Source organism: Phyllobacterium sp. 21LDTY02-6, from assembly GCF_023554255.2.
Taxonomy (GTDB): Bacteria; Pseudomonadota; Alphaproteobacteria; order Rhizobiales; family Rhizobiaceae; genus Phyllobacterium.
In genome coordinates this window covers 1,065,265-1,086,974 of record NZ_JAMJWD020000001.1, presented here as the reverse complement: position 1 = coordinate 1,086,974, position 21,710 = coordinate 1,065,265, and the positions used below count along the sequence as shown (strand labels likewise).

General features: G+C 62.0%; 22 protein-coding genes. 5 read left to right on the top strand and 17 right to left on the bottom strand.

The genetic code is table 11. The features are described 5' to 3' along the window. Positions 1-14 precede the first annotated feature (14 nt). The 7 genes from M8997_RS05230 to msuE are packed head-to-tail and all read right to left on the bottom strand — an operon-like array spanning position 15 to position 6,343. Entirely contained in the window at positions 15-566 is a 552-nt protein-coding gene (locus M8997_RS05230; RefSeq protein WP_250014346.1) for a hypothetical protein, read from the bottom strand. Positions 567-570: 4 nt separating this feature from the next. Further along, positions 571-1,371 (bottom strand): ABC transporter ATP-binding protein, encoded by an 801-nt coding sequence (locus M8997_RS05225; protein WP_250014344.1) that lies wholly within the window; start codon positions 1,369-1,371, stop codon positions 571-573. Beyond that, positions 1,365-2,381, bottom strand: a complete 1,017-nt coding sequence (locus M8997_RS05220; protein WP_250014341.1) for an ABC transporter permease — start codon at positions 2,379-2,381, stop codon at positions 1,365-1,367. The genes M8997_RS05225 and M8997_RS05220 overlap by 7 nt, the downstream gene beginning before the upstream one ends. 15 nt (positions 2,382-2,396) lie before the next feature. Continuing rightward, the gene (locus M8997_RS05215) at positions 2,397-3,428 is read right to left on the bottom strand and encodes an ABC transporter substrate-binding protein (RefSeq protein ID WP_250014340.1); all 1,032 of its coding nucleotides are present in this window, start codon (positions 3,426-3,428) and stop codon (positions 2,397-2,399) included. Between the two features lie 50 nt (positions 3,429-3,478). Continuing rightward, complete coding sequence (locus M8997_RS05210; protein ID WP_250014339.1) at positions 3,479-4,606, bottom strand: LLM class flavin-dependent oxidoreductase; 1,128 nt, start codon at positions 4,604-4,606, stop codon at positions 3,479-3,481. 29 nt (positions 4,607-4,635) lie between these two features. Beyond that, the gene (locus tag M8997_RS05205; RefSeq protein WP_250014338.1) at positions 4,636-5,775 is read right to left on the bottom strand and encodes an acyl-CoA dehydrogenase family protein; all 1,140 of its coding nucleotides are present in this window, start codon (positions 5,773-5,775) and stop codon (positions 4,636-4,638) included. A 4-nt stretch (positions 5,776-5,779) separates the two neighbouring features. Further along, positions 5,780-6,343: an FMN reductase gene (gene msuE, locus M8997_RS05200; protein WP_250014337.1), complete on the bottom strand. Its 564-nt coding sequence runs from the start codon at positions 6,341-6,343 to the stop codon at positions 5,780-5,782. On the opposite strand from msuE, the gene M8997_RS22135 reads away from it, so the two are divergent. Continuing rightward, positions 6,342-6,464 carry a hypothetical protein gene (locus M8997_RS22135; RefSeq protein WP_256473149.1) on the top strand — a complete coding sequence of 41 codons (123 nt, stop codon included), beginning with the start codon at positions 6,342-6,344 and terminating at the stop codon, positions 6,462-6,464. The two genes, msuE and M8997_RS22135, sit on opposite strands and share 2 nt — an antisense overlap. A gap of 70 nt (positions 6,465-6,534) precedes the next feature. Here M8997_RS22135 and M8997_RS05195 read toward each other — a convergent pair whose 3' ends face one another. Next, positions 6,535-8,400 carry a tetratricopeptide repeat protein gene (locus tag M8997_RS05195; RefSeq protein WP_250014336.1) on the bottom strand — a complete coding sequence of 622 codons (1,866 nt, stop codon included), beginning with the start codon at positions 8,398-8,400 and terminating at the stop codon, positions 6,535-6,537. 185 nt (positions 8,401-8,585) lie between these two features. On the opposite strand from M8997_RS05195, the gene M8997_RS05190 reads away from it, so the two are divergent. Then, a complete protein-coding gene (locus M8997_RS05190; protein WP_250014335.1) occupies positions 8,586-8,891 on the top strand; it encodes a hypothetical protein in 306 nt (101 codons plus the stop codon). 245 nt (positions 8,892-9,136) lie between these two features. Here the strand turns inward: M8997_RS05190 and M8997_RS05185 are convergent, their stop codons facing one another. Together M8997_RS05185 and M8997_RS05180 are read right to left on the bottom strand one after the other, a co-directional pair. Continuing rightward, complete coding sequence (locus M8997_RS05185) at positions 9,137-9,475, bottom strand: hypothetical protein (protein ID WP_250014333.1); 339 nt, start codon at positions 9,473-9,475, stop codon at positions 9,137-9,139. Between the two features lie 128 nt (positions 9,476-9,603). Beyond that, positions 9,604-11,124 (bottom strand): MFS transporter, encoded by a 1,521-nt coding sequence (locus M8997_RS05180; RefSeq protein ID WP_250014331.1) that lies wholly within the window; start codon positions 11,122-11,124, stop codon positions 9,604-9,606. Positions 11,125-11,289: 165 nt separating this feature from the next. Between M8997_RS05180 and M8997_RS05175 the strand changes: the two genes are divergently transcribed. Further along, on the top strand, positions 11,290-12,174 hold the full coding sequence (locus M8997_RS05175) for a LysR family transcriptional regulator (protein ID WP_250014329.1): 885 nt from the start codon (positions 11,290-11,292) through the stop codon (positions 12,172-12,174). A 22-nt stretch (positions 12,175-12,196) separates the two neighbouring features. Here the strand turns inward: M8997_RS05175 and M8997_RS05170 are convergent, their stop codons facing one another. Beyond that, on the bottom strand, positions 12,197-12,787 hold the full coding sequence (locus M8997_RS05170; protein ID WP_250014327.1) for a hypothetical protein: 591 nt from the start codon (positions 12,785-12,787) through the stop codon (positions 12,197-12,199). A 197-nt stretch (positions 12,788-12,984) separates the two neighbouring features. On the opposite strand from M8997_RS05170, the gene M8997_RS05165 reads away from it, so the two are divergent. Then, positions 12,985-13,317 carry a hypothetical protein gene (locus M8997_RS05165; RefSeq protein WP_250014325.1) on the top strand — a complete coding sequence of 111 codons (333 nt, stop codon included), beginning with the start codon at positions 12,985-12,987 and terminating at the stop codon, positions 13,315-13,317. Between the two features lie 10 nt (positions 13,318-13,327). Here the strand turns inward: M8997_RS05165 and M8997_RS05160 are convergent, their stop codons facing one another. Next, entirely contained in the window at positions 13,328-15,391 is a 2,064-nt protein-coding gene (locus M8997_RS05160; RefSeq protein WP_250014322.1) for an ATP-dependent helicase, read from the bottom strand. 191 nt (positions 15,392-15,582) lie between these two features. On the opposite strand from M8997_RS05160, the gene mazG reads away from it, so the two are divergent. Continuing rightward, a complete protein-coding gene (gene mazG, locus M8997_RS05155) occupies positions 15,583-16,404 on the top strand; it encodes a nucleoside triphosphate pyrophosphohydrolase (RefSeq protein WP_250014320.1) in 822 nt (273 codons plus the stop codon). A 4-nt stretch (positions 16,405-16,408) separates the two neighbouring features. Here the strand turns inward: mazG and hflX are convergent, their stop codons facing one another. The 5 genes from hflX to trkA all read right to left on the bottom strand — a co-directional run bounded on the left by hflX (position 16,409) and on the right by trkA (position 21,580). Beyond that, the gene (hflX, locus tag M8997_RS05150) at positions 16,409-17,809 is read right to left on the bottom strand and encodes a GTPase HflX (protein WP_250014318.1); all 1,401 of its coding nucleotides are present in this window, start codon (positions 17,807-17,809) and stop codon (positions 16,409-16,411) included. A gap of 8 nt (positions 17,810-17,817) precedes the next feature. Further along, positions 17,818-18,057 carry an RNA chaperone Hfq gene (gene hfq, locus M8997_RS05145; RefSeq protein ID WP_008129219.1) on the bottom strand — a complete coding sequence of 80 codons (240 nt, stop codon included), beginning with the start codon at positions 18,055-18,057 and terminating at the stop codon, positions 17,818-17,820. 122 nt (positions 18,058-18,179) lie between these two features. After that, positions 18,180-19,046, bottom strand: coding sequence for a D-amino-acid transaminase (locus tag M8997_RS05140; protein WP_250014316.1), 867 nt, complete (start codon positions 19,044-19,046; stop codon positions 18,180-18,182). A gap of 11 nt (positions 19,047-19,057) precedes the next feature. After that, complete coding sequence (locus M8997_RS05135; protein ID WP_250014313.1) at positions 19,058-20,158, bottom strand: lactonase family protein; 1,101 nt, start codon at positions 20,156-20,158, stop codon at positions 19,058-19,060. A 45-nt stretch (positions 20,159-20,203) separates the two neighbouring features. Then, on the bottom strand, positions 20,204-21,580 hold the full coding sequence (gene trkA, locus M8997_RS05130; protein ID WP_250014311.1) for a Trk system potassium transporter TrkA: 1,377 nt from the start codon (positions 21,578-21,580) through the stop codon (positions 20,204-20,206). Positions 21,581-21,710: the final 130 nt, after the last annotated feature.

The window sequence follows — 21,710 nt, the reverse complement described above, 5'->3', positions numbered from 1 at the left end:
CCGGGCGGCGATGCTCAGCCTATCTCAAGCGCGGTCGTCGCCTCGATATTCGCGCCGAAACTGTCGGTGACGACGAGTTTCGCCACCCAATACCCATTCATGCCGATCTTCAGCGGCGGGACTTCGAACGTCCCGTCACCCTGGCGGCTGACCCTGTGCCTAAAGGGTCCGAGACCGAACGAAGGCTTGGCGAGCTCGAAGACGATCTCCGTCGTATCGACGGCGGGAATTCCGTCTCGCTCGACGTCGATTATGGTCACCGAGACGTCGCCGACATGCGGCGGATCGACGAGGATCGTCGCCCGCAGCCGAGGCGGCGGCAGGAGACCGGGGTCGCCGCCTTCCGCGATCAGTCGAAACAGCCGCGCCGCGGCGCGCGGGTCGCCGTCTTTTGCCGCCGCCACGCAGGTAGCCGCGAGGTCGCTCGATACCAATGGTATGGCGATCGAACGATCCTTCAGACCGGCCAGGCCCGCTCTCGTATCCAGCCCGTAGCCGATCAGGAGGCCGATCGCGCCGCCGATGATGATCGGCACTCGGGAGCCCGTGGCCGGCGCCGCTGCCATCGTTCTACCAGCTTGCCGCAAGGCCAAGGTGCTGAAGCGCCTCACGGCGCAGCTCGCCAAGGCGTGGATCGCCCCGGTGCCGCGGATACGGCAGGTCGACCGGGATATCGGCGACAATCCTTGCCGGACGCGGCCCGAAGACGAGAACGCGCTGCGTCAGGAACAGCGCCTCCTCGACATCATGCGTGACGAGAACGGCCGTCATCGCAGCCTTCTGCCACAGCGCCACCAGTTCGGCCTGCATCGTCAGCCGTGTCAGGGAGTCAAGCTTGCCCAGCGGCTCGTCGAGGAGGAGCAGGCGCGGATCGTTGACCAATGCCCGTGCGAGCGCCACGCGCTGCGCCATTCCGCCCGAAAGCTGGTGCGGATAGGCCTTCTCGAACCCGGCAAGGCCGACAAGCCGGAGTGCGGCATCGACACGATCGCCACTGGTCCTGATGATGCCCTGCGCTTCGAGGCCGAGCGCGACATTGTCGCGGACGGTCCGCCAGGGGAAGAGCGTCGGGTCCTGGAACACCAGTATGCGCGAGGGATCGGGGTCGGCGATGGTCTCACCATTCACCCGCAGGGAGCCGGCGGTGGGGTGATCGAGTCCCGCCAGCAGCCGCAGTAGAGTCGACTTGCCGCAGCCGGAGGGGCCGAGCAGTGCCACGAACTGTCCGGGCTCGACGGCAAAGCTGACCCGATCGAGGACGGGCAGCGGCTCTCCCTCGAGCTCGAACTGGTGCGAGACGGCGTTGATATCCACCTGCACACCGGTGCGGTGCGCGGGTTCGCGAAAATCGGACTGCGCAAGCGCTACCATCGGACAAGTCCCTTCTGCCATGAAAGTACCCGGTCGCGGATACGGAAAAGAATGGTGATGAGGCTCGAGCACATCAGGGCCATGACGATCAGCGCGGCATACATGTTGGCGTAGGCGGCCCAGCCCTGCGCCCATTGCAGATACCAGCCGAGCCCTGCCTTGACGCCCAGCATCTCGGCGACGACGAGGACCGCAAAGGATGTGCCGAGGCCCATGAACAGGCCGACGAAGACATGCGGCAAGGCGGCGGGAATGGCGACCTTGAAGATGAGGAACCAGCGGCTGGCGCCGAGCGTGCGGGCGATGTCGTAGTAATCGCGGTTGACGCTGGCGATGCCGGACCAGGTGAGGATCGTCACCGGAAAGGCCGTCGCCAGTGCAATGAGAAAGACGCTCGCCGAGCCGCTCGAGGGGAAGATGAAGAAGGAAAGCGGGAGCCATGCCGTTGCGGGAAGCGGTCCGATCAACCGCAATATGGGATGGACCCAGTAGCCGGCCGCCCGCGACCAGCCTATCGTGACGCCGGTGGTAAAGCCGATGACGGCGCCGAAGAAATAGCCCTTGGCGAGCAGCAGGACCGAATGAAGGACGCTCTCGCCGAGGCGCGCCCAATCGTCGATATAGACTTCCAGAATACCCTGCGGCGACGCGAAGAACGGCACCGGAAGCAGGGCGAGCTTGGCCGTCAGCACCTCCCAGATGCCAAGCCCCACCGCAGCAACGGCAAACCACGGACCATAATAGCGGATCCAGGCTGCGGTCTTCCCGAGGAAGGGTCCTGTCGCCAGCACCAGGCCAAGCAGCGCCGCAACCAGCACCGCCAGTATTGCCAGTTCCCGGCCATAGGGGGCGGGTATGATCTCCGGCCAGAATTCGATGACGGCTGCGGCGGCCAGCCAGAGCAGCGCGGCAAACGCTCCCGTCCACCAGGTCCGGCCGGCCGGTCTGGCCGAGGCGGCCGGGCTGGCTGCGGTGGAAAACCGCGTGTCGTTCGACTCTATGGCGGTCATGTCACCCCCCTTTCGTCAGGCTGTCAGGACGTCTGCATAGACCTTGTCGGCAAATGCGTCCGGATCGGTCGATTGCTTGAATACCTGCACATCGCGCAATTCGCCGGCGTAGAGGGCGATTTCCTTTTTCAGGTCGGCGCCGGTCGGATTGTGATTATGCGTCTGGGCCAGAAGCACGGCGATCAGGTCGTCGGTCGATTTGTCCTTCGGCGCATTCGGCAGGAAGGCTTTCGCGGCGTCCTCGGGCTTGGCAACGGTCCAGTCCTGGGCCTCCAGCAATGCGCGCGTGAGGGCGGTGGCGGTCGGCAGGTCATCGCGGATCAGGCTGCCGCGCAGCCCGACGATGCAGCAGACGCGCTGTTCGAAACCATGGTCCAGATTGGAGGCTATCTGGACATAATCATTATCGCGCAGCCAGAAGAAGGCCTTGGGATCGCCGTCGGCGATGGCGTGGATTTCTCCCTTTTCCGCCGCAACCTGCAACAGTTCGCCGGGATATTGCCGCCATTCCACATCGCTGATGGGGTTTATGCCTTCCTTGTTCAGAAGGATCGAGAAGAAATTCTTGCCCGGGCTCGCCAGATCCGAGACGCCGATGGATTTGCCCTTGAGGTCCGCGAGTGTCTTCAGGCCGGTGCTTGCCGGCGTGACCAGCCGCGAACAGCCTCCGTGTGTGCCCGCTGTAATCTTGACGTCGAAGCCCTGCTCCAGCGCTTTCAGCCACCTCAGCGCCATGCCGACGCCGCCATCGGCCTTGCCCGTCGCGATCGCCTCCAGAAGCGCTTCGGTGGATGCGCCAAAATTCACCAGCTCGACGTCGAGCCCGTATTTGGCGAATATCCCCTGCTCCTTGGCGACGAAGACCGGGGCAAGACAGATCGCCGAAGCATTGGTGGCGAATTTGATCTTCTTCAGTTCCTTGGCGGGTGCCGCTGCATTCTGTGCGCCTGCGAGGCCGGTCAGCGCCATGGAGCCGAGCGGCGCCGCCAGACCCAATGCACCGGCGCCACGCAGGAGCGTGCGGCGGTCAAGCATGAAATTCCCCATTTCCCAACTCCTTCGATTTTGGTTTTCGACTGTGACTCTGGCCGCCGGCACTACTCCGCCGCGTGCGCCTGCTTTGCTGCCCGATCCCGCTGTGCCACGAGCTCGCGCACGCGCGGCAGCAGGTCGCGGCCGTAGTGGAAGGCATCCTCGATCGGATCGAAGCCGCGAATGAGGAACGTGGTGATGCCAAGGTCGTAATAGTCGAGGAATGCCTCAGCCACCTGATCGGGCGTCCCGACGAGCGAGGTCGTATTGCCTTGCGCGCCCGTCAGCCCGGCAATCCCTGTCCACAGGCGCTTGTCGAGCACGGTTCCCTGTTCTGCCGCGGCCAGCAGGCGCTTCGAGCCTTCATTGGCCGGGTTGCGTCCGCCGATCTGGTTGAAGCGCTGATTGTTGGCATCGCGCACGCGGCCGGCATCGATCAGGGCTTTCGCCTTCTCAAGAATGGTGTTGGCCTTGGCCCAGGCCGCGTCTTCCGTCTCTGCCAGGATCGGGCGCAGCGAAAGGCTGAAGCGCGGCGATCGGCCATAGGGAGCGGCGGCCTCGCGAACGCGCTGCAGCAGTTCCTTCACCTGCGCATGCGTCTCGCCCCAGAGCGCGTAGATATCCGCATGTTTGCCGGCCACTTGCAGGGCCGCATCGGAAGCGCCGCCGAAATAGACCGGAATGCCGTTCTGCTGCACCGGCTTGATGCCGCCGAAGCCCTTGTCGACCTTGTAATACCGGCCGTCATAGTCGAACGGTTCCGCGCTCGTCCATTCCTGGCGTACGATGTCGAGATATTCCGACGTGCGCGCATAGCGCTCGTCCTTGGTCAGGTGATCGCCGTCCTGCGCCAGTTCGACGTCGTTGCCGCCGGTGATGATATGGACACCGACACGACCTCCGCTGATGTGATCGAGGGTCGCCAGCTGGCGCGCCGCAATCGTCGGCGCCGTGAAGCCCGGGCGATGGGCGATCATGACGTTGAGGTTTCTCGTCACGCTGGTGACGTGCTGGCCGACGAGGATGCTTTCGGGGGACGTCGAACTGAAGGCCAGAAGCACGCGGTCGAAACCGCCGCTTTCCTGCACCTTGGCAAGCGCCTCGATATAATTCAGATCCAGCGCCTTGCCCGTGGCGCGGATTGTCTCGGAACCGTTGGCGTTTCCGACATAACCAATGAATTCGACTGGCATGGTGGCCTCCTTGAATGGGGTAAGCCGTGTCAGATGCCGAGGGCTGCGCGCCCCGCGGCGATCCGCACGGTGTCTTCCTGGGGTGAATGGATGCGGCCGCAAAGAACGTTGCGATAGTGGCGCTCCAGCGGATTATTGCGGCTGATGCCGTGGTTTCCGGTCAGCCTGAGTGCTTTTTCGACCGCCAGGATCGCATTCTCGGTCACGGTCAATTTGAGAAGGCTGCTCTCGGTCGATGATGGCGCTTCGCCGGCATCCGCATCGCGCGCAGCCGAACGGAGCAGGCGCGCATTCGTAACGAGCAGTTCCTCGATTTCGCCGAATGCCTGCTGGATGCGAGGCACCGTTGCCAATGCAGCGCCAAGATTGGCGGGTTTCCGATCATGGAGGAATTGAACGAGCCAATCGCGCGCCGCCCGCGCCACGCCGTCGTAAAGGGCGCCGAACAGCACCGCCATCCACGCCGTCTGGCTGCCGTCGCGCTCTTTCCATTCCTCCGGCCGGCGAATATCGACCGCATGGTCGAGGGGAATCCGGACATTGTCGAGAATGGCGTCGTGGCTCGCCGTCGCGCGCATGCCGAGCGGATTCCATGTCTGTTCAATCCGCAGCCCATCCGCCTTGGCGGGCACCAGAAAGGCGCCCACGCGCGGCTCTTCCCCGTCCGTTCGTCCCCAGACGATGCACCAGGTGAGGCCGGCAATGCCCGTCGAGTAGATCTTGCGGCCGCTCAGCGACCAGCCGTCCCCGGTCCGGCGCGCGGTCGTCGCCGGAAGGCCACCGCGGACCGGCGTCCCGAGTTCCGGCTCCACCCGCAACGCGTTGATCAGGGCGCCGTTCGTTGCCGCGTCGGCCAGCACCCTCCGCACCAGATGTTCCGGCCAGCGCTCACCGGGCAGTGTCGCAAGGTTGATGTACTGCATGACGAGGATCAGCGCGGTCGATGGCTCGCCCTTGGCAATTTCACCGATCACGGTCGCAGCATCGGCAAGCCCTGCCCCTCGGCCGCCATAGGCCACCGGCGCAGTCAGCGCCAGCAATCCGTATTCCTGCAACTTGCGGAAATTCTCGTGCGGAAACGCACCGCTTTCATCATGATCGCCGGCCGTCGCGGCAAGTTCTATCGCAACCGTTCGGGCCGTCTCGCCAAGGGTCAGTGCGCGCGTCATCGTCTTACTCCGCTGCGCTGGCGGCCGGAAACGCCAGTTGAGCGACGAATGGACGGACTTCTTCGACAATCTGCGCGATCTTGAGCCTGACCGGCTCTGACGCGATCTCGTTATCGGCAAAGTCGCGATCGACGCCAAATATCCCGGTCGGGAGCGTATGCGCCGCGAAGAACCCGAACAATGGCCGCAGCTGGTGCTCGATGATCAATGCGTGGCTGTTGTTTCCGCCCGTCGCCGTAAGCACGATCGGCTTGCCTTGCAGCGCGCGCGGCTCGAGCAGATCGATGAAATGCTTGAACAGCCCGGTATAGCTGCCCTTATAGGTTGCCGTACCCACCACCAGAATATCCGCTGCCACGACCTTGTCGAGAATGGCGGTGGCGGCGGGACTGAGTTCGCTGGCGTGATGGGCAGTGCCGAGCGATGCGCCAACGTCGATGAGATCGTAGACTTCCGCTGTCAGCCCATATTGCCGGCTGATGCTCGTGACCACGCTGGTGACGAGCGATTTTGTCTTTGAAGGGCTGCGGACATTGCCGGAGAGACCAACGACAGTCGGATTGGACATGAGCGATATCCCTTTAACTGTTATTGCCGCTGACACGGCTCAGGTAAAGACTACCAAAGTTATAGAGATTAAAAAGAAAGCAGGCGCTGAACTGCGCCGCGTTCCTGGTATATTTTTCTGAATCGTCGCCGGACGATGAACTTATCGCCGCCTCGCGGGATTGCGCGCAGAACCTCCCCGCCGCCGCCCGATCACGCCGTTCGTTCCTTGATCACCTTGAACATGTCGGTAAACCGGACATCGCCCCTGATGGCGTCGAGATCGGAATCGTTCCTGAACCACATGGTCTGGTAATAGGAGCTTTTCGGCAGGACGGTTTGCAGCAGCTGGATGGCTTTTTCCGTCTCGCCGATGATCGAATAGACGCAAGCGACATTATACTGCGCCACGACATCGTCAGGATCGATCGCCAATGCCCGGTCGGCCCATTCGATCGCACGCTGTTTGTCGCCCATATGGGCCCAGGCGAGCGCTCCCCGATGCGCCGGTCCCGAATTCTCCGGATTCCGGGCCAATGCCTGTTCCGCTCGCCAGGCACCGACGCGCGCCCAGCTTTCGGTATCCGCCGCCTTGCCGAGCGACCGATATGCGCTCATCAGGTGGATGGGCGACAGGTAGTCATCGGGCTTCAACTCCGCAGCACGCCTGAAATACTCCACCGCAGGCTCGAACTCGCCGCGCATGTAAAAGAAGCGGCCATAGTGGAAATTCGCCTCATGGAGCCCCTGATCGATCGCGAGTGCGCGCTGGAACGATGCCGCGGCCTCCTCGTCCCGGCCAGCCTGGTGCATTGCCAGGCCGCGCGAGGCGTGGGCCTCGGCCAGGTCGGGGTCCAGCTCCAATGCCTTGCCCGCCATGGCCAATATTCTTTCCAGCGGAAAATCCTGCGGCTGCCAGTCCCGCAGGGCCGCCTCGCAATCGGCTATGCCCGCATAGGCCCGCGCATAATCCGGATCGAGTTCCACTGCCTTGCAGAACATTCGCCGCGCCAGATGGAGGTAGGACTTGGTCCAGGCATGCGAGAACTGCCGGCCGCGAAGATAATAGGTATAGGCCTCGACATTGCCCGTCGGCGCCGCCACGATTGCCCTCCGCTCATCCGGCAGCAGCTTTATCTTCAGCTGGTTGACGATCGACTGGGTTATCTCGTCCTGTATCGCGAAAATGTCGGTCAGTTCGCGGTCGTAGCGCTCTGCCCACACATGGCCGCCATACGTCGCATCGATGAGTTGCCCGGTGACCCGCACGCGCTCCCCGACCTTGCGGACGCTGCCCTCCAGCACATAGCGCACGCCGAGCTCCTGCCCCACCTGCTTGATCTTCACGGATTTGTTCTTGTAGGTGAACATCGTATTGCGCGCCACGACATGCAGGCTGGAAACCTTCGACAGGTCGGTGATGATGTCTTCGGTGATGCCGTCGGAAAAATACTCCTGTTCCGGGTCGCGGCTCATATTGGTGAATGGCAGGACAGCGATGAGTTTCTGTGTCTGGTCGAGCATGGCTGGTGGCGTCGGTGCGGAGGAATCCGGGCCGGGCGCATCGTCGAAGCCGATCGTATAGACGCGGATGTTCTGCTTGATGTTCTTGAGGGACTGTTCGCCCCGGTCGACGAAAGGCAGATTGAGCCTCGAGCCGATCTGGTCGCGCACGGATGCCGCCACGGCGATGCCGCCCGGGTCCGCGATGCTTTCGAGGCGCGCCGCCACATTCACGCCGTCGCCGAAAATATCGCCATCCTCGACGATGATGTCGCCGAGGTTTATGCCGATGCGGAACTCGATGCGGCGGTCCGCCTCCACTTCCCGGTTGCGCTCCTTCATCCCGCGCTGGATATCGGCCGCACAGGCAACGGCATTGACCACGCTGGAAAACTCGACGAGCATTCCGTCGCCGGTCAGCTTGAATATCCTGCCCTGATGGTCGCCGATCAACGGGTCCATGAGTTCGCTGCGATGACGCTTGAAGCCGTTGAGCGTGCCCGCCTCATCGATCCCCATCAGGCGGCTGTAGCCGACGATGTCAGCAGCAAATATAGCGCTCAGTCGGCGTTCCAAATGGCCCCCGGGATGTAGAATGAACAAGCGGGTACTATAGTCGCTTTCGTTCTCGTGTCGCGTCCATCATTCGATTGACGAAATGCACGCCTGCGGGAGCCTGTCGAGCTTCAGGCATGCGAGGTTTGGCTTGACCGTTTTCGATGCCGAGGCGACACTTCCACCGAGAGGCAGGAGGAAGAACGATGGTCGAACCTGAGCGGTGGCGTCACATGGCAAGCGCCCCAAAAGACGGTAGCCGGATTCTCGTCACGGTCCGCTCGTCCGAACAGGGACCGGCGGAAGTGGACCTCGCCTACTGGTCGAATGGCGACCAGTATGGTGCGGAAGGCTGGCGCGCCTCGGATTCCTCCCCCGGCCGCATCATCGAATATGCCGAGCCAGAGTTGAAGTGCTGGATGCCGATGCCGTCAGCCGATTTCAGCCGCGCTTCGGCGCCCCAGCCCTGGGAAGGCGAAGATTCGGAACAACTCGACGGGTCCGGCATCTGAGCCGCCTCTGCCGCGAGCCATTTGCGCCCGCGAAAACAGCCCCGGCATCCATGGAAACCGGGGCTATTCGCCATGTAGGCCGCGCTAGTGTGGTGGAATTGAAATACGCCTGATTATGACGGCAGGGCCGGAGCGTATTTCAATTCCGAAACCACACTGGAAACATCTGGTTGCTAGTGACCCTGTCGAATCTGAAGTTCATCTGGTGCTGCTGCAACAATGTCGTGAACTTCAGATTCGGGTCACTAATTGGTCGGGCAGTCCTGCGGCCGCGTTGGCGGCTTGGTCGAGTCGTTGCTCATTGCCGTGGTTTGACCGGACTTGATGTCGGGGCAGTTCAGGCCGCCCTTGTTGCCCTCCGAATCGGACGTTGTGCCCGTTGCCGTGCTGCCGGTGGTGGCGCCGGACTGATCGGCGCCCGGCGTCTTGTCGGCTTCGTCGGCGGGTTTGTTTTCCGGCATCGCCCCTTCCGAAGTCCCGGTCGGCTTGCTGGTGGCAGGGTCGGCCGGCGCCGCGGTTTGAGCAAAGGCTGACGTCGCCATGGCAACGGAAAAGAATGCTGCGGCCAGTGTCTTGTAGATCATGAGTTTTCCTCCATAGGTTGATAACTCGATGAAGACGTAACCGCACTTGCATCGTAATGTTCCCCGGTAAATCAAGGCAAAAACAGGGCAGCGTCGCTGATGCCGGCGCGCACCGCCCGGCCCATCCACTAGAGCCCGCCGGCTTGCAGCGGCTTGGCGTTGCGGGCACCGAAGATGACGAAGCTGATCGCGGCAAAGCCCAGTGCCGACAGCGCGCCATAGAGCATGACCCAGCTGAAACCCTGGATCAGTGCGGATCGTGCAGCCTCGAGCCCGATGTCGCCTCCGATCCCGGCGCCGAGATTGCCGGCGGCAATCGCCTCGGCAAGCGACCTGAAGTCGGCGACCTGACCTCCCCCCGCCAGGCTTTCGAGGTGCGAATGAATGCCGAGCAGGAGGATGAAGCCCATCAACGCGATATTGATGGCGAGCGAGATCATGCGCGCGCTCATATCCATGCCTGAAGCCATGCCCGCGCGTTCGACCGGAACGGCAGCCGTGGCGGTATTGGTGACCGGTGTATTCGTCATCCCAAGCCCGATGCCGGCGAGGATGCAGCCCGGCAAGATGGTCAGCCAACTCGCCTGATCGCTGACGGCCGCAAGTCGCATGAGGATGAAGCCGATGCCGATGAGGAACAGACCGAGCGGGATGACCACCCTTGGTCCCTGACGCAGCAACAGTCTTTCTGCAAAAGGCGGAACCACGAGCGTCGGCAGCGTATAGGCTAGAAGGGTGAGCCCTGCGGTGACGCTGTTGAGCCCGAGCACCGCCTGGAAATAGATCGGCAGGTAGATCACGAATGGCCAGAAACTGAAGTTCATGCCGCCGGAACCGATGAGCGCGCCCGAAAAGCTGCGTGTCCGAAAGGTGCGGAAATCGAACATCGGCCGCACAACCCTGTTCTCGACCATGATGAAGATGACGAGGCTGACAAGGCCGATGGCGGCCATGGCGAGGCCAGGCGGATTGCCGGTTCCAACGCCTTCACCCTGCGTGATCAGATAGACCAGGCAGAAAACGGCGACCGAAAGGCTGACCATGCCGGCGAGATCGATCCGGACTGCATGCGGATCGGACGATTCCTCGACACCCGCATGGGCGAGACCCAGCGTCGCCGCAGCGAGGACCACATGGACTAGAAACACCCATTCCCAGCTGGCAAGCGTGACGATGAGACCGCCGACGATCGGACCGAACCCGAGGCCGATGCCGAATATGATGCCCCACCAACCGAAGGCGGTGCCTCTCTCGCGACCATTGCGGAACTGGTGCGAGAGCACCGCGACCTGGCAGGCCAGCATTGCCGCGCCGCTCGTTCCCTGCAGAAACCGCGCCGCGATCAGCACCGGCGCCGTTTCTGCCAGGCCGCAGACAAGCGAGGCAATACCGAAAACCACTATTCCCACCATGAAGATGCGCTTGCGGCCATACCGGTCCGCAAGCGCGCCCATGGCCATGAGCCAGGTCGTCATGGCTATCGTATAGGCATTCATGATCCATTGAAGCTGCTTGAAGTTCGCGGGCAGGACGTGTTCAAGCGTCGGCAGTATGGAGGGAATGCTGGAAATCTCAAGGCCAAGCATGAGCGCCGAGAGACACACGGCGGCCAAGGCCACGAGATTTGTTGATGAGACATTGGAGCTCATGATTTTACCTTGCTGTTTTCATTGCGAATCGAGACTGCGGCGTATCGTGCCGATCCCAACGGCACCCTTCAGTCAGCAGTCTGGACGCAAGATGGTCGCGCATTGACCATAAGACAATCGAATGTCAGACTATTTCAGTGACAACAAAATTGAATGGATAGCAGTGTGACCATACTGGAAGTCGATGCTGTTCGGGCCTTTGTGATGATAGCCGAGCACCGCAGCTTCACCCGCGCGGCCGAGGCTCTAGGAACCACGCAAGGCGCCATCAGCGTGAAGCTCAAGCGGTTGGAGGACCGGCTCTCGCAAAAGCTGATCGAGAGGACGCCGCGCCAGGTGCGCCTCTCTGCGCAGGGCCAGATATTCATCCAGTCGGCGCGCGAATTCCTGGCGGCGCATGAGCGGGCCATTGCCGGATTGACTGCCACCCGGCGTCGCTTCAGGCTCGGGATCGCCAGCCACGTCATGGGGCCCGAGGTTCCGACATTGCTGGCGCGGCTGAAATCGCTCGACCCGGCGCTGACGATCGAAGTGTTGCTGGATAATTCGCGTGCGCTGCTGGATTCCTTCGAGGAAGGCACGCTCGACGCCGTCATCATTCGCAGTGACGACGACCGCCGCGACGGGGAAATTCTCGGGCCCGAACATTTCGGCTGGTTCGCCTCACCGGATTTCGAGCACCGGCTCGGCGAACCCCTGCCGCTGGCGACGCTTTCGCCCCACTGCGCGGTGAGGGATGTCGCCACGCGCCTGCTCGACCGCGCCTGCATTCCCTGGGTCGAAGTCTTCGTCGGCGGCACGTCTGCCATCGCCGCCGCGGTATCCGCCGGCCTGGCGGTCGCTGCCTATCCCTATCGCCTTGCTCCGCCCGAGGCTGTCGATATCGGCGACGTGCTTTCCCTGCCGCCGCTGCCATCGCTCGAGATCGTGCTCCACTCCTCCCTTTCCGACCCGCGAACGAAGGAGACGTTGCGCGCCATCACCGCAGCCTTCAGGGAGCACCGCAAGGCCAGCATCAAGCCGACCTGCGTGCTGCAGACGACCGGCTAGCTAGCCGGGAATTCGCGGCCGGTCAGCGCTGCCCGCCATAGCCTCGCTGCTTCCAGCGGCTGAGCGGCATGATATCCGGCAGTCCGCCGCCGGGCTCGTACCAGGAATCGACGGCCCAGGACGATCCGGCGCGATCGACCATGACGGCGGTGAAATGCGGGTAACGTCCATCGATGAAATTGCCCCGCGATGCGCGATTGGCGGGAACGTGAAACCGCAGCATGCCATTCTGCTTGAGATATTTCAGGAACCGGCCGGTATTTGTCGATTCATCGACGCAATCCATCTGGCCCTTCTCCCGGCCCTTGCCGAACTCCATCTTCGGCCTGTCCCGGATGCCTATTGCCGCCGTGCCGCGCCGTTCGAAATATTGCACCGCCCGGCGCGTGGCATTGCGCTCGGCGGCCGGTGAAGCCTTTCCACCGGCCATGATCGCGGCTATGCGCGCCCGATCCGCATTCGACAATGTGAGCGATGTACGAAAGTGGCAGCCATAGCCATGACAGATCGCGATCCGTTCGGCTCGCGCGCCGTTGCTCGCAGCAATCATTGCCGCCAGTGCCCCGACGACCAGGCCGGCCGCCCTGCCCCATCCTGTTGTATTTCCCGCCACGATCCGGTCTTCTCCTCATTCGCTATGTGCCGTCGGCCGGCCCTCGCCAGAGCTTACAGGCGGCGCGCAGATGCCGATAGCATTTCGTCGCCCGGCCCGGCAATCACGCGGAACGGTCTACACCCCTTCGTTATTTACCAAAGCGCCTTCCGTCTGTTAGCATGGATGGCAGTCCTGACGCGCGGAGCGGTAACACCATGCCGAAGCAGCCTCATTTCGAGCAATATACGGACGAAGACTGGCAGATCATGAGCGAGGCTCACAAGACCGCCTCCCTCAAGCTGGGACGGGATCACCGCGAGCACGAAAACGCCAATCGGCTCGCCCGCACCGTCATGATGCTGTTCGACCAGGGCATCAAGAACAAGGATATACTGGTGAGGATGGCCATTCGCCGGGAATTGGCCAATGAGCACCTGGCCAACGAACTCTATTCGAAATTCGACAGCATCACCCTGCTGGACCATGGTTCGGCCCCTGCGGGCAAGCAGAAGCCAACCGAGCAGAAGAGGCCGACGGAACGCCACTAGAGGTCCGGTATCAGGACCACATACCGCGCATTCGGGCGCCGATATCGACCCGCACGCTGCGCGCCGCCTGCTCCCGCTCGCTGGATGCGCGAACCTTCGGCCAGCTTGAACATTCGAAATACTGCAGCAATGTCGCCGGAATGAACCGCGTGCGCGATGCGTAGACGTGCCTGTCGCCTTGCGCATTCTGGCCGTGGGTGAAAAACCGCTGCGGCACGACGAGGTGCAGATCGTCCCGGGCTCGCGTCATCGCAACATAGAGCAGGCGCCGCTCCTCCTCCAGTTCCGGGCGGGAGCCGGCGCCGAGATCCGAAGGCATGCAGCCATCGACGACGTTGAGAAGATAGACCGACTTCCATTCCTGCCCCTTGGCGGAGTGGATCGTCGAGAGGATCAGATAGTCCTCGTCGCGCGATGGCACCCCCGACTGGTCGCTGGTGGCGTCGGGCGGATCGAGCGTCAGTTCGGTCAGGAAACGTTGGCGGGAATTGTATCCCGCCGCGATCTGCTCTAGCTGCAATATATCCGCAAGGCGCATGGAGGCGTCCTCGTAGCGCCGTTCCAGATGAGGCTCGTACCAGGCACGGATCCGGTCTATCTCCGTCGGCCAGGGCGTGTTGCTGCCATGCAGGGACTGCAGCAACTCGACGAATTGCTGCCAGTCCTCACCGCTGGCGCGGGGCGGACCCGAAATGGCCGAAAGCGCCGCGAGCGGATCCGCTGCTTCCGCCATCTGGTCGAGTACCCGCTGCGCCGAGCCCGGACCGATGCCGGGAATGAGCTGCATCAGCCGAAACCCGGCCACCCGGTCACGCGGGTTCTGGACGAAGCGAAGCGCCGCGAGCGTATCCTTGACATGGCTGCTGTCGAGAAATTTCAACCCGCCGAATTTCACGAAGGGAATATTGCGCCGCGTCAGCTCGATCTCCAGCGTTCCGCTGTGATGGGAGGTGCGGAAGAGCACCGCCTGCTCCTTCAGCAGCGCCCCCGTCTCCCGATTTTCCAGCACTTCTTCGACGATGTAGCGGGCCTGTTCGGTCTCGTCGCGTACCGTAACGAGCCGTGGCCGCGCCGCTGACTGGCGCTCCGTCCACAGGTTCTTGGTGAACCGCTCCGATGCAAGGTCGATCACCGCATTGGCGGCCTTGAGGATCGGTTCGGTCGAGCGATAATTGCGGTCGAGCGTGATGACCTCGGCGCTCGGGGAGAAGGCGGCTGGAAAGTCCAGAATATTGCGCACTTCCGCCGACCGGAACGAGTAGATGGACTGGGCATCGTCGCCGACGACGGTAATACCCTTGCCGCCCGGCTTGAGCGCCAGCAGGATGGAGGCCTGCAACCGGTTCGTATCCTGGTATTCATCGACCAGTATGTGGTCGAACCTCGAGCCGACATCCTCGGCCAGCAGAGGATCGCCGACCATTTGCGCCCAGTAGAGCAGAAGATCGTCGTAATCGAGCACATTCTGCGCCTGTTTGGCGGCCACATAGCCGCCGAAGAGCTCCCGCAGCTGATCGTTCCAGTTGCCGCACCAGGGATAATGCTCCTTGAGCACCTCCGCGAGCTGCCGCTCCGAATTGACGACGCGCGAATAGATCGCCAGGCATGTCGATTTCGTCGGGAACCGGCTTTCGGTCTTCGAAAAGCCGAGCTCATGCCGGACGAGGTTCATCAGATCGGCCGAATCCTCGCGGTCGTGGATCGTGAAGTCGCGGTCGAGCGACAACTGCTCGGCATAATCCCGCAATATCCGGGCGCCAATGCCGTGGAACGTGCCGGACCATTCCAGTGCATCGCTATAGAGGCTGCCATTTGCGCCCAGCACCTGGCGGCAGATATGCTCCACCCGCCGCGCCATTTCCGTCGCCGCGCGCCGGGAGAACGTCATCAGCAGTATGCGCGAGGGATCGACGCCATTGACGATGAGATGGGCGACGCGATGCGCGAGCGTGTTGGTCTTCCCCGACCCTGCGCCCGCGATGATGAGCAAGGGACCCGCGATGGCTCCCTCTGCGACGCCGAACTCGACGGCGCTGCGCTGCGCTTCATTCAGCTTTTCAAGATATGCGGCCATTGGATCTCCGGCACACGGATCCCCTGCGGAGAATCACCTGGAACATAGCACGAACGTAACATCGTCCGGTGTGCATTGAAAAGCAGATCCTCAACTTGCGGCAACGGGAGGCGCAGCAAGAGCTGTGGACAAGCCGATCGGCGACAAGGGCTTTTATGGTGCCCTGCCCCCGGCTGGCCTATCACTGTTCAATGAAACCATCTCGAGACATTGCGCGCCTGCTCGACATCATGGCTGCGCTTCGCACTCCCGTCACCGGCTGCCCGTGGGACATCGAGCAGACGTTCCGCTCCATCGCGCCCTATACGCTCGAAGAGGCGTTCGAGGTGGCTGACGCCATCGAACGGGACGATCTCGACGATCTTCGCGAAGAACTGGGCGACCTCCTGCTGCAGGTGGTTTTTCATGCGCGCATGGCGGAAGAGATCGACGCTTTCGATTTCGGCGACGTCGTCCAGGCCATCACGAACAAGATGATCCGCCGCCATCCGCATGTCTTCGGCGACGAGCAGGCGCGCGGCGCCGGCATGGCCAAGGGCATGTGGGACAAGATCAAGGCGGAGGAAAAACGCGAGCGCCGCGAACGCCGCAGCGAGCTTGGCCTGACGTCGCATGAAGCGGCTGGATATCTGGATGATGTGCCGCATGGCTTTCCTGCCCTGATGCGGGCGCTGAAACTTCAGCAGAAGGCGGCGAAAGTGGGTTTCGACTGGTCTGAAGCCGCCCCCATACTCGACAAGATCGAAGAAGAAATCGCCGAGTTGCGGCACGAGATCGCCAGCGGCGATACGGAACGGGCCAAGGACGAATATGGCGATCTGCTTTTTGCCATGGTCAATCTTGGCCGGCATCTCGACCTGGAGCCGGAAAGCGCCCTGCGCGGGACCAACGAGAAATTCCGGTCGAGGTTTCATTTCATCGAGCGGAAGCTGAGCGAGCGCGGCCAGCCGCTGGAAGATGCGACGCTCGACGAAATGGAGGAACTCTGGATCGCGGCAAAAGGCCGGACCTGATCGCCTATATCGGCTGGCCGAGCTTTTCTTCCAGCCCCTGTTTCGACGTCGCGGTCATGTCCATGCTGATCTTGACGGAGCCATCCTCCAGATCTGTCCGATCCACATTGCTCGCGTGCTGATAAACCCAGTCCACCAGCCGCAATTGATGCTGGTTCAGCGTGATGGTGATGCGCTGCAGCTTCCCGGCGATGCGGTTCTCGATCTCCCGCAGGAGCACGTCGACGCCTTCGCCGGTGACGGCCGAAACCGGCAGCGGATGTTCGTCGCCGACCGATGCCGCGCTCAAGCGATGAGCCGCCTCCCTGCCCGCATCGTCCAGAAGATCGATCTTGTTCCAGACCTCGATGATGCGGCGCGTATCGCCCCTCTCGATGCCGAGGCTCGCCATGATCGCGTGGACGTCCTCGGCCTGGGCGGCCGTATCCGGATCGGAGATATCGCGGATGTGCAGGATCAGGTCCGCCTCGACCACTTCTTCCAATGTCGCGCGGAAAGCGGCGACAAGATGCGTCGGCAGGTTGGAGATGAATCCGACCGTATCGGACAGGATGATCGTCTCGCCATGTTCCAGCCTGATGCGGCGCAGCGTCGGGTCGAGGGTCGCAAACAGCATGTCCTCGGCCACCACGCCCGCGCCGGTCATGCGATTGAACAGGGTCGATTTGCCGGCATTGGTATAGCCGACGAGGGCGACGACCGGATGCGGCACCTTCTTGCGCTTGCTTCGATGCAGGCTGCGCGTCCGCACCACGGTTTCGAGCTCGCGCTTGATGCGCAGGATCTTTTCCTGCAGCGCCCGCCGATCGGCCTCGATCTGGGTTTCACCGGGACCGCCGAGGAAGCCGCCACCGCCGCGCTGGCGCTCAAGATGGGTCCAGCTTCGAACGAGACGCCCCTTCTGGTAGGTAAGGTGGGCAAGCTCCACCTGCAGCGCGCCCTCCTTGGTCTGGGCTCGACGGCCGAAAATCTCGAGGATCAGCCCGGTGCGATCCAGCACCTTGGCGTTCCATTCCTTTTCGAGGTTCCGTTGCTGAACGGGCGTAAGCGCGTGATCGACGATGACGAGTTCCGCGTGATTGCCTTTCACGATCTCGGCAATGGTCTCCACCTTGCCCGTGCCGAGCAGGGTCGCCGGCCGGGGCGCGGCGACCTGGACGATGTCGGAAAATACGATGTCGAGATCGATCGCCTTGGCGAGGCCGATGGCTTCTTCCAGCCGAGCCTCGTCGCTGCGCTGGAATTCGCGGCTATATCCGCCTGAATCGTCGTTCCTGGCGCCCTCGCTGAACCGCAAGGGCAATACCGGCACGATGACGAGAGCCCGTGTGGGTTCTTCAGCCGTCGTGCCGGCCGCGGCGTTTACGTCTGTTTTTCTTGAGTTACGCCCTGAAGATTTAGCCAATCCTGGTCTCAGTCGCTTTCTTCGACCTCGAACATCTGCACCGGCTGGCTTGGCATGATGGTCGAGATGGCATGTTTATACACGAGCTGCGAATGCCCGTCGCGGCGCAAGAGCACGCAGAAATTATCGAAAGAAGTGACGATCCCCGTCAGCTTCACGCCATTAATGAGGAAAATTGTCAGAGAAATCTTCTGTTTCCTGACGGAATTCAGAAAAAGGTCCTGAAGATTCTGCGATCGTTCAGCCATTGTTTTTGTCCTTTTATGCGATCAGCAAACGTGTCCCATGCAGATGTCGGCAGCAGGCGCGGATATTATCCGCACCGGCAGGAGGTGGAGATATAGCGTCGTTTAGTCCCCTCATCCACGGGTTAACAGGATGGCGTTTTTTCCGCAATGTCAAAAAACGCCTCCCGCAAGGAAAGTGTCGTGGCGCCGGGATGTCCATTGGCGACTACATGGCCATCGATTTCAACGATAGGCATGATGACCGTCGTGGCCGCAGTCATGAAGGCTTCCTTCGCATTCCTGGCTTCCTCGACCGAGAATCCGCGTTCCTCGATGGTCAGTCCTAGTTTCTTCGCCACATCGAATATCGTCGTGCGGGTGATGCCGCGCAAGATGCCCGTCTCGGCCGGCCTCGTCACCAGCGTGCCGTCTTTGGTCACGATCCAGGCATTGGTGGCGGCACCCTCCTTGACCGTCCCGTCCGGATCGACGAACCACGCTTCCTGTGCGCCCTGCTCCTTGGCCTGCTGGCGCGCCATGACATTGGGAAGCAGCCCTATCGACTTGATATCGACGCGTTCCCAGCGGTTTTCCGGCACGGTGATGACCTTTATGCCCTTCGCCGCCCGCGCGGCACTGGCCGCCGGGTCCGTCCGCTTCGCCGTCACGACGATGGCAGGCGTGGTGGTCGCCGAAGGAAATACATGGTCGCGCCGCGCCACGCCGCGCGTCACCTGAAGATAGACCAGGCCATTATGGACCCTGTTGCGGCGCACCACTTCCTTGATGACCGTCACCAGCGCTTTCCGAGCCATCGGCCAGCCGATTTTCAGTTCGGACATCGACCTGTCGAGTCGATCGAGATGGCGGGTCATGTCCATGATATTGCCGCGCGCCACCTCGCACACTTCATAGACGCCATCGGCGAACTGATAGCCGCGATCCTCGATATGGATGCCGGCATCGGCATGCCTGACATATTGGCCATTCACATAGGCTATGCGCGACATTTCACTACTCCTCAGAATCTTCCGAATACGATGCGCATGGGCGTCGCAAGTTCGACACGCTTGCCCGTGTCTTCCAGTTTTCCGGTCTCCGCATCCCGCCGGAATACAGCGATACCGCCGCCCTTCTGATTGCTGACCAGCATGAAGCGGCCGGAGGGATCGATGACGAAGTTTCGCGGCCCGATGCCCTGCGACGGCTGCCAGCCGACCAGCGACAGTTCGCCGTTCGCCTCGATCCGGTAGATGACGATGCTGTTATGGCCGCGATTCGAGCCATAAAGGAAGCGCCCATCTTCGCTTACGGCGATTTCAGCGCAGGTATTGGTCTGCGTGAAATCCTCCGGAATGGCAGGAACCGTCTGGATGATCCGCAGGCGCCCCGAAGCGGCATCATGCTCCAGCGCCGAAATCGTCGAGTTCAGCTCGTTTATGACATAGGCATTCCGGGCATTGGGATGGAAAACCATATGGCGAGGCCCCGCCCCCTCCGGCAATTGCGTCACCGGTTCGGCCGAAAGGCGAAGCTCCTCCCCTTTGTGCGGCATGTCATAGGCAATGATCTGATCGAGACCGAGGTCGCACACATAGAGCGTGCGATTGTCCGGACTTGTAACGGAGCAATGGCCGTGCTGGCGCTTCTGCGTCGGCAATATCGCCTTCGGACCCTCGTGAATCGAGGCCGCGAACGCCGGATCAAGCCCGCCATCACCGCGAATGGCGAGTGCCGCGATGGCATTGCCCGGTCGGGCGCCCAAGGGCGCTACCGTGTAGTTGGAGGCGAATATGGTCTCGCGCGCAATGTCGAAGCTCAGGTGACAGGTCGCATTGCCGAGTGCCGATTGCATGTTGATGTAGGAGAGTTCGCCGCGCGCGGGGTCGATGTCGAAGGCGACGACGAGATTCTCGTTCCATTCGGGCACTTCCGACGCCGCATAAAGCCGCTTGCGCTTCTCGTCGATGGCGAGATAGCCGGGATTGTCGATGGACTTGTATTCACTCACTAGTGAAAGATCGCCCGTTTGTTCGTTGAATTCATAGACATTTATACCATCGCCCTTCCCGGGAAGCGCATTGCGGTTCAGGTTGCCGGCAAAGGCGAGGGTCTTGGTCATTTGTTTCTCACAAGATGGACGGTTTTTGACGTGTAACAGGACTTATCAGAAGAATTCGAGGCTGACGCGGAACATCTGTTCGACCTGCTTGACCGTGTCCGCGGTCGCGAACAGGACGACGCGATCCTTGGGCTTGATGCGGACGCTTCCATTCGGCTTGATGACTTCGCCATTGCGGTAGATGGCTCCGATCCGCAAGCCGACCGGCAGGTCGAGATCACGCAATGGCGCGCCGACCATGGGTGAAGTCTCCAGCGCCTCCGCCTCGATGACCTCGGCCCGGCCCTTCTGCACGCTGTGAACGGCGCGGATACGCCCGCGCCTTACATGTTGAAGAACCCGCGAAATCGTGACGCTTCGCGGGCTGATATGGGCATCGATCCCCAGGCTTTTGCCGAGGTCGAGAAAATCGGGATTGTTGATCAGGACCAGATTGGACTTGCAGCCAAGGCGTTTCGCCATCACCCCCGCCAACATGTTGACCTGATCGTCATTGGTCAGCGTCACCATGAGGTCCGCATCCTGAATTTCGGCTTCATGCAGCAATTTCTGGTCGAGCGCACTGCCATGTAGCACCAGCGAGCGGCGCAGCTCATCCGCGATGGCATGGGCACGCTTCAGATTGGGCTCGATCAGCTTGATCCTGGTCTTCGGCTGCCTAGCTTCGATGGTCTGGGCGACATGGAGCCCGATATTGCCGCCGCCGGCTATGACGATCCGGGTCGCTTCCGGCTCCTCATGCCCGAACAGGGCAAGCGTGCGATGTATTTGATCCTTGGTGGCGGCGACATAGGCGATGTCTCCGCTGAACATCTGGTCGGTCGAGCGCGGGATGAACAGGCTGTCGCCCCGCATGATGCCCATCACGGTCGCTTCGAGATCGGGAAAGAGCTCGGTCAGCTGGAACAGCGGCGTGTTGATGACCGGGCAATCCTCGAGACATTCGATTGCCAGAACGGCGATATGCTCGTCGGCGAAGCGCACCACGTCGCTCACCCCCGGCAGCGCAATGCGCCGCAGGACCATCTCGCCCACCTCGAGTTCCGGCGAGATGATCACGTCGATCGGCATGTGATCGCGCGAGAACAGGTCCTGGTAGTGCGACGCCAGATAGGCCTGCGCCCTGATGCGCGCTATTTTCGTCGGCACGTTGAACAGCGCGTGGGCCACCTCGCAGGCGACTATGTTCACTTCGTCATAGAGCGTCGCCGCGATGATCATGTCGGCCTGGTCCGCACCCGCCGCCGCGAGAACGTCCGGATGGGCGCCATGCCCGACAAAGCCGCGCACATCGAGCGTATCCCGAACCACCTGGATGAGTTCGGCCGACGTATCGATGACGGATATGTCATTGTCCTCGGCTGCGAGACGCTCTGCAATGCCGTAGCCGACCTGACCGGCGCCGCATATGATCACGCGCATCAGCTAGACATGCCTTCCACGAGGAAGATCGAATGCAGCGGCGACCATTGTCCGACCCGGTTTCCCTTGGCCCCAGCCGATAGGACGCGCGGCTCTCGATTGATAGTGCCAGGCATGAGCTACTCCGGTC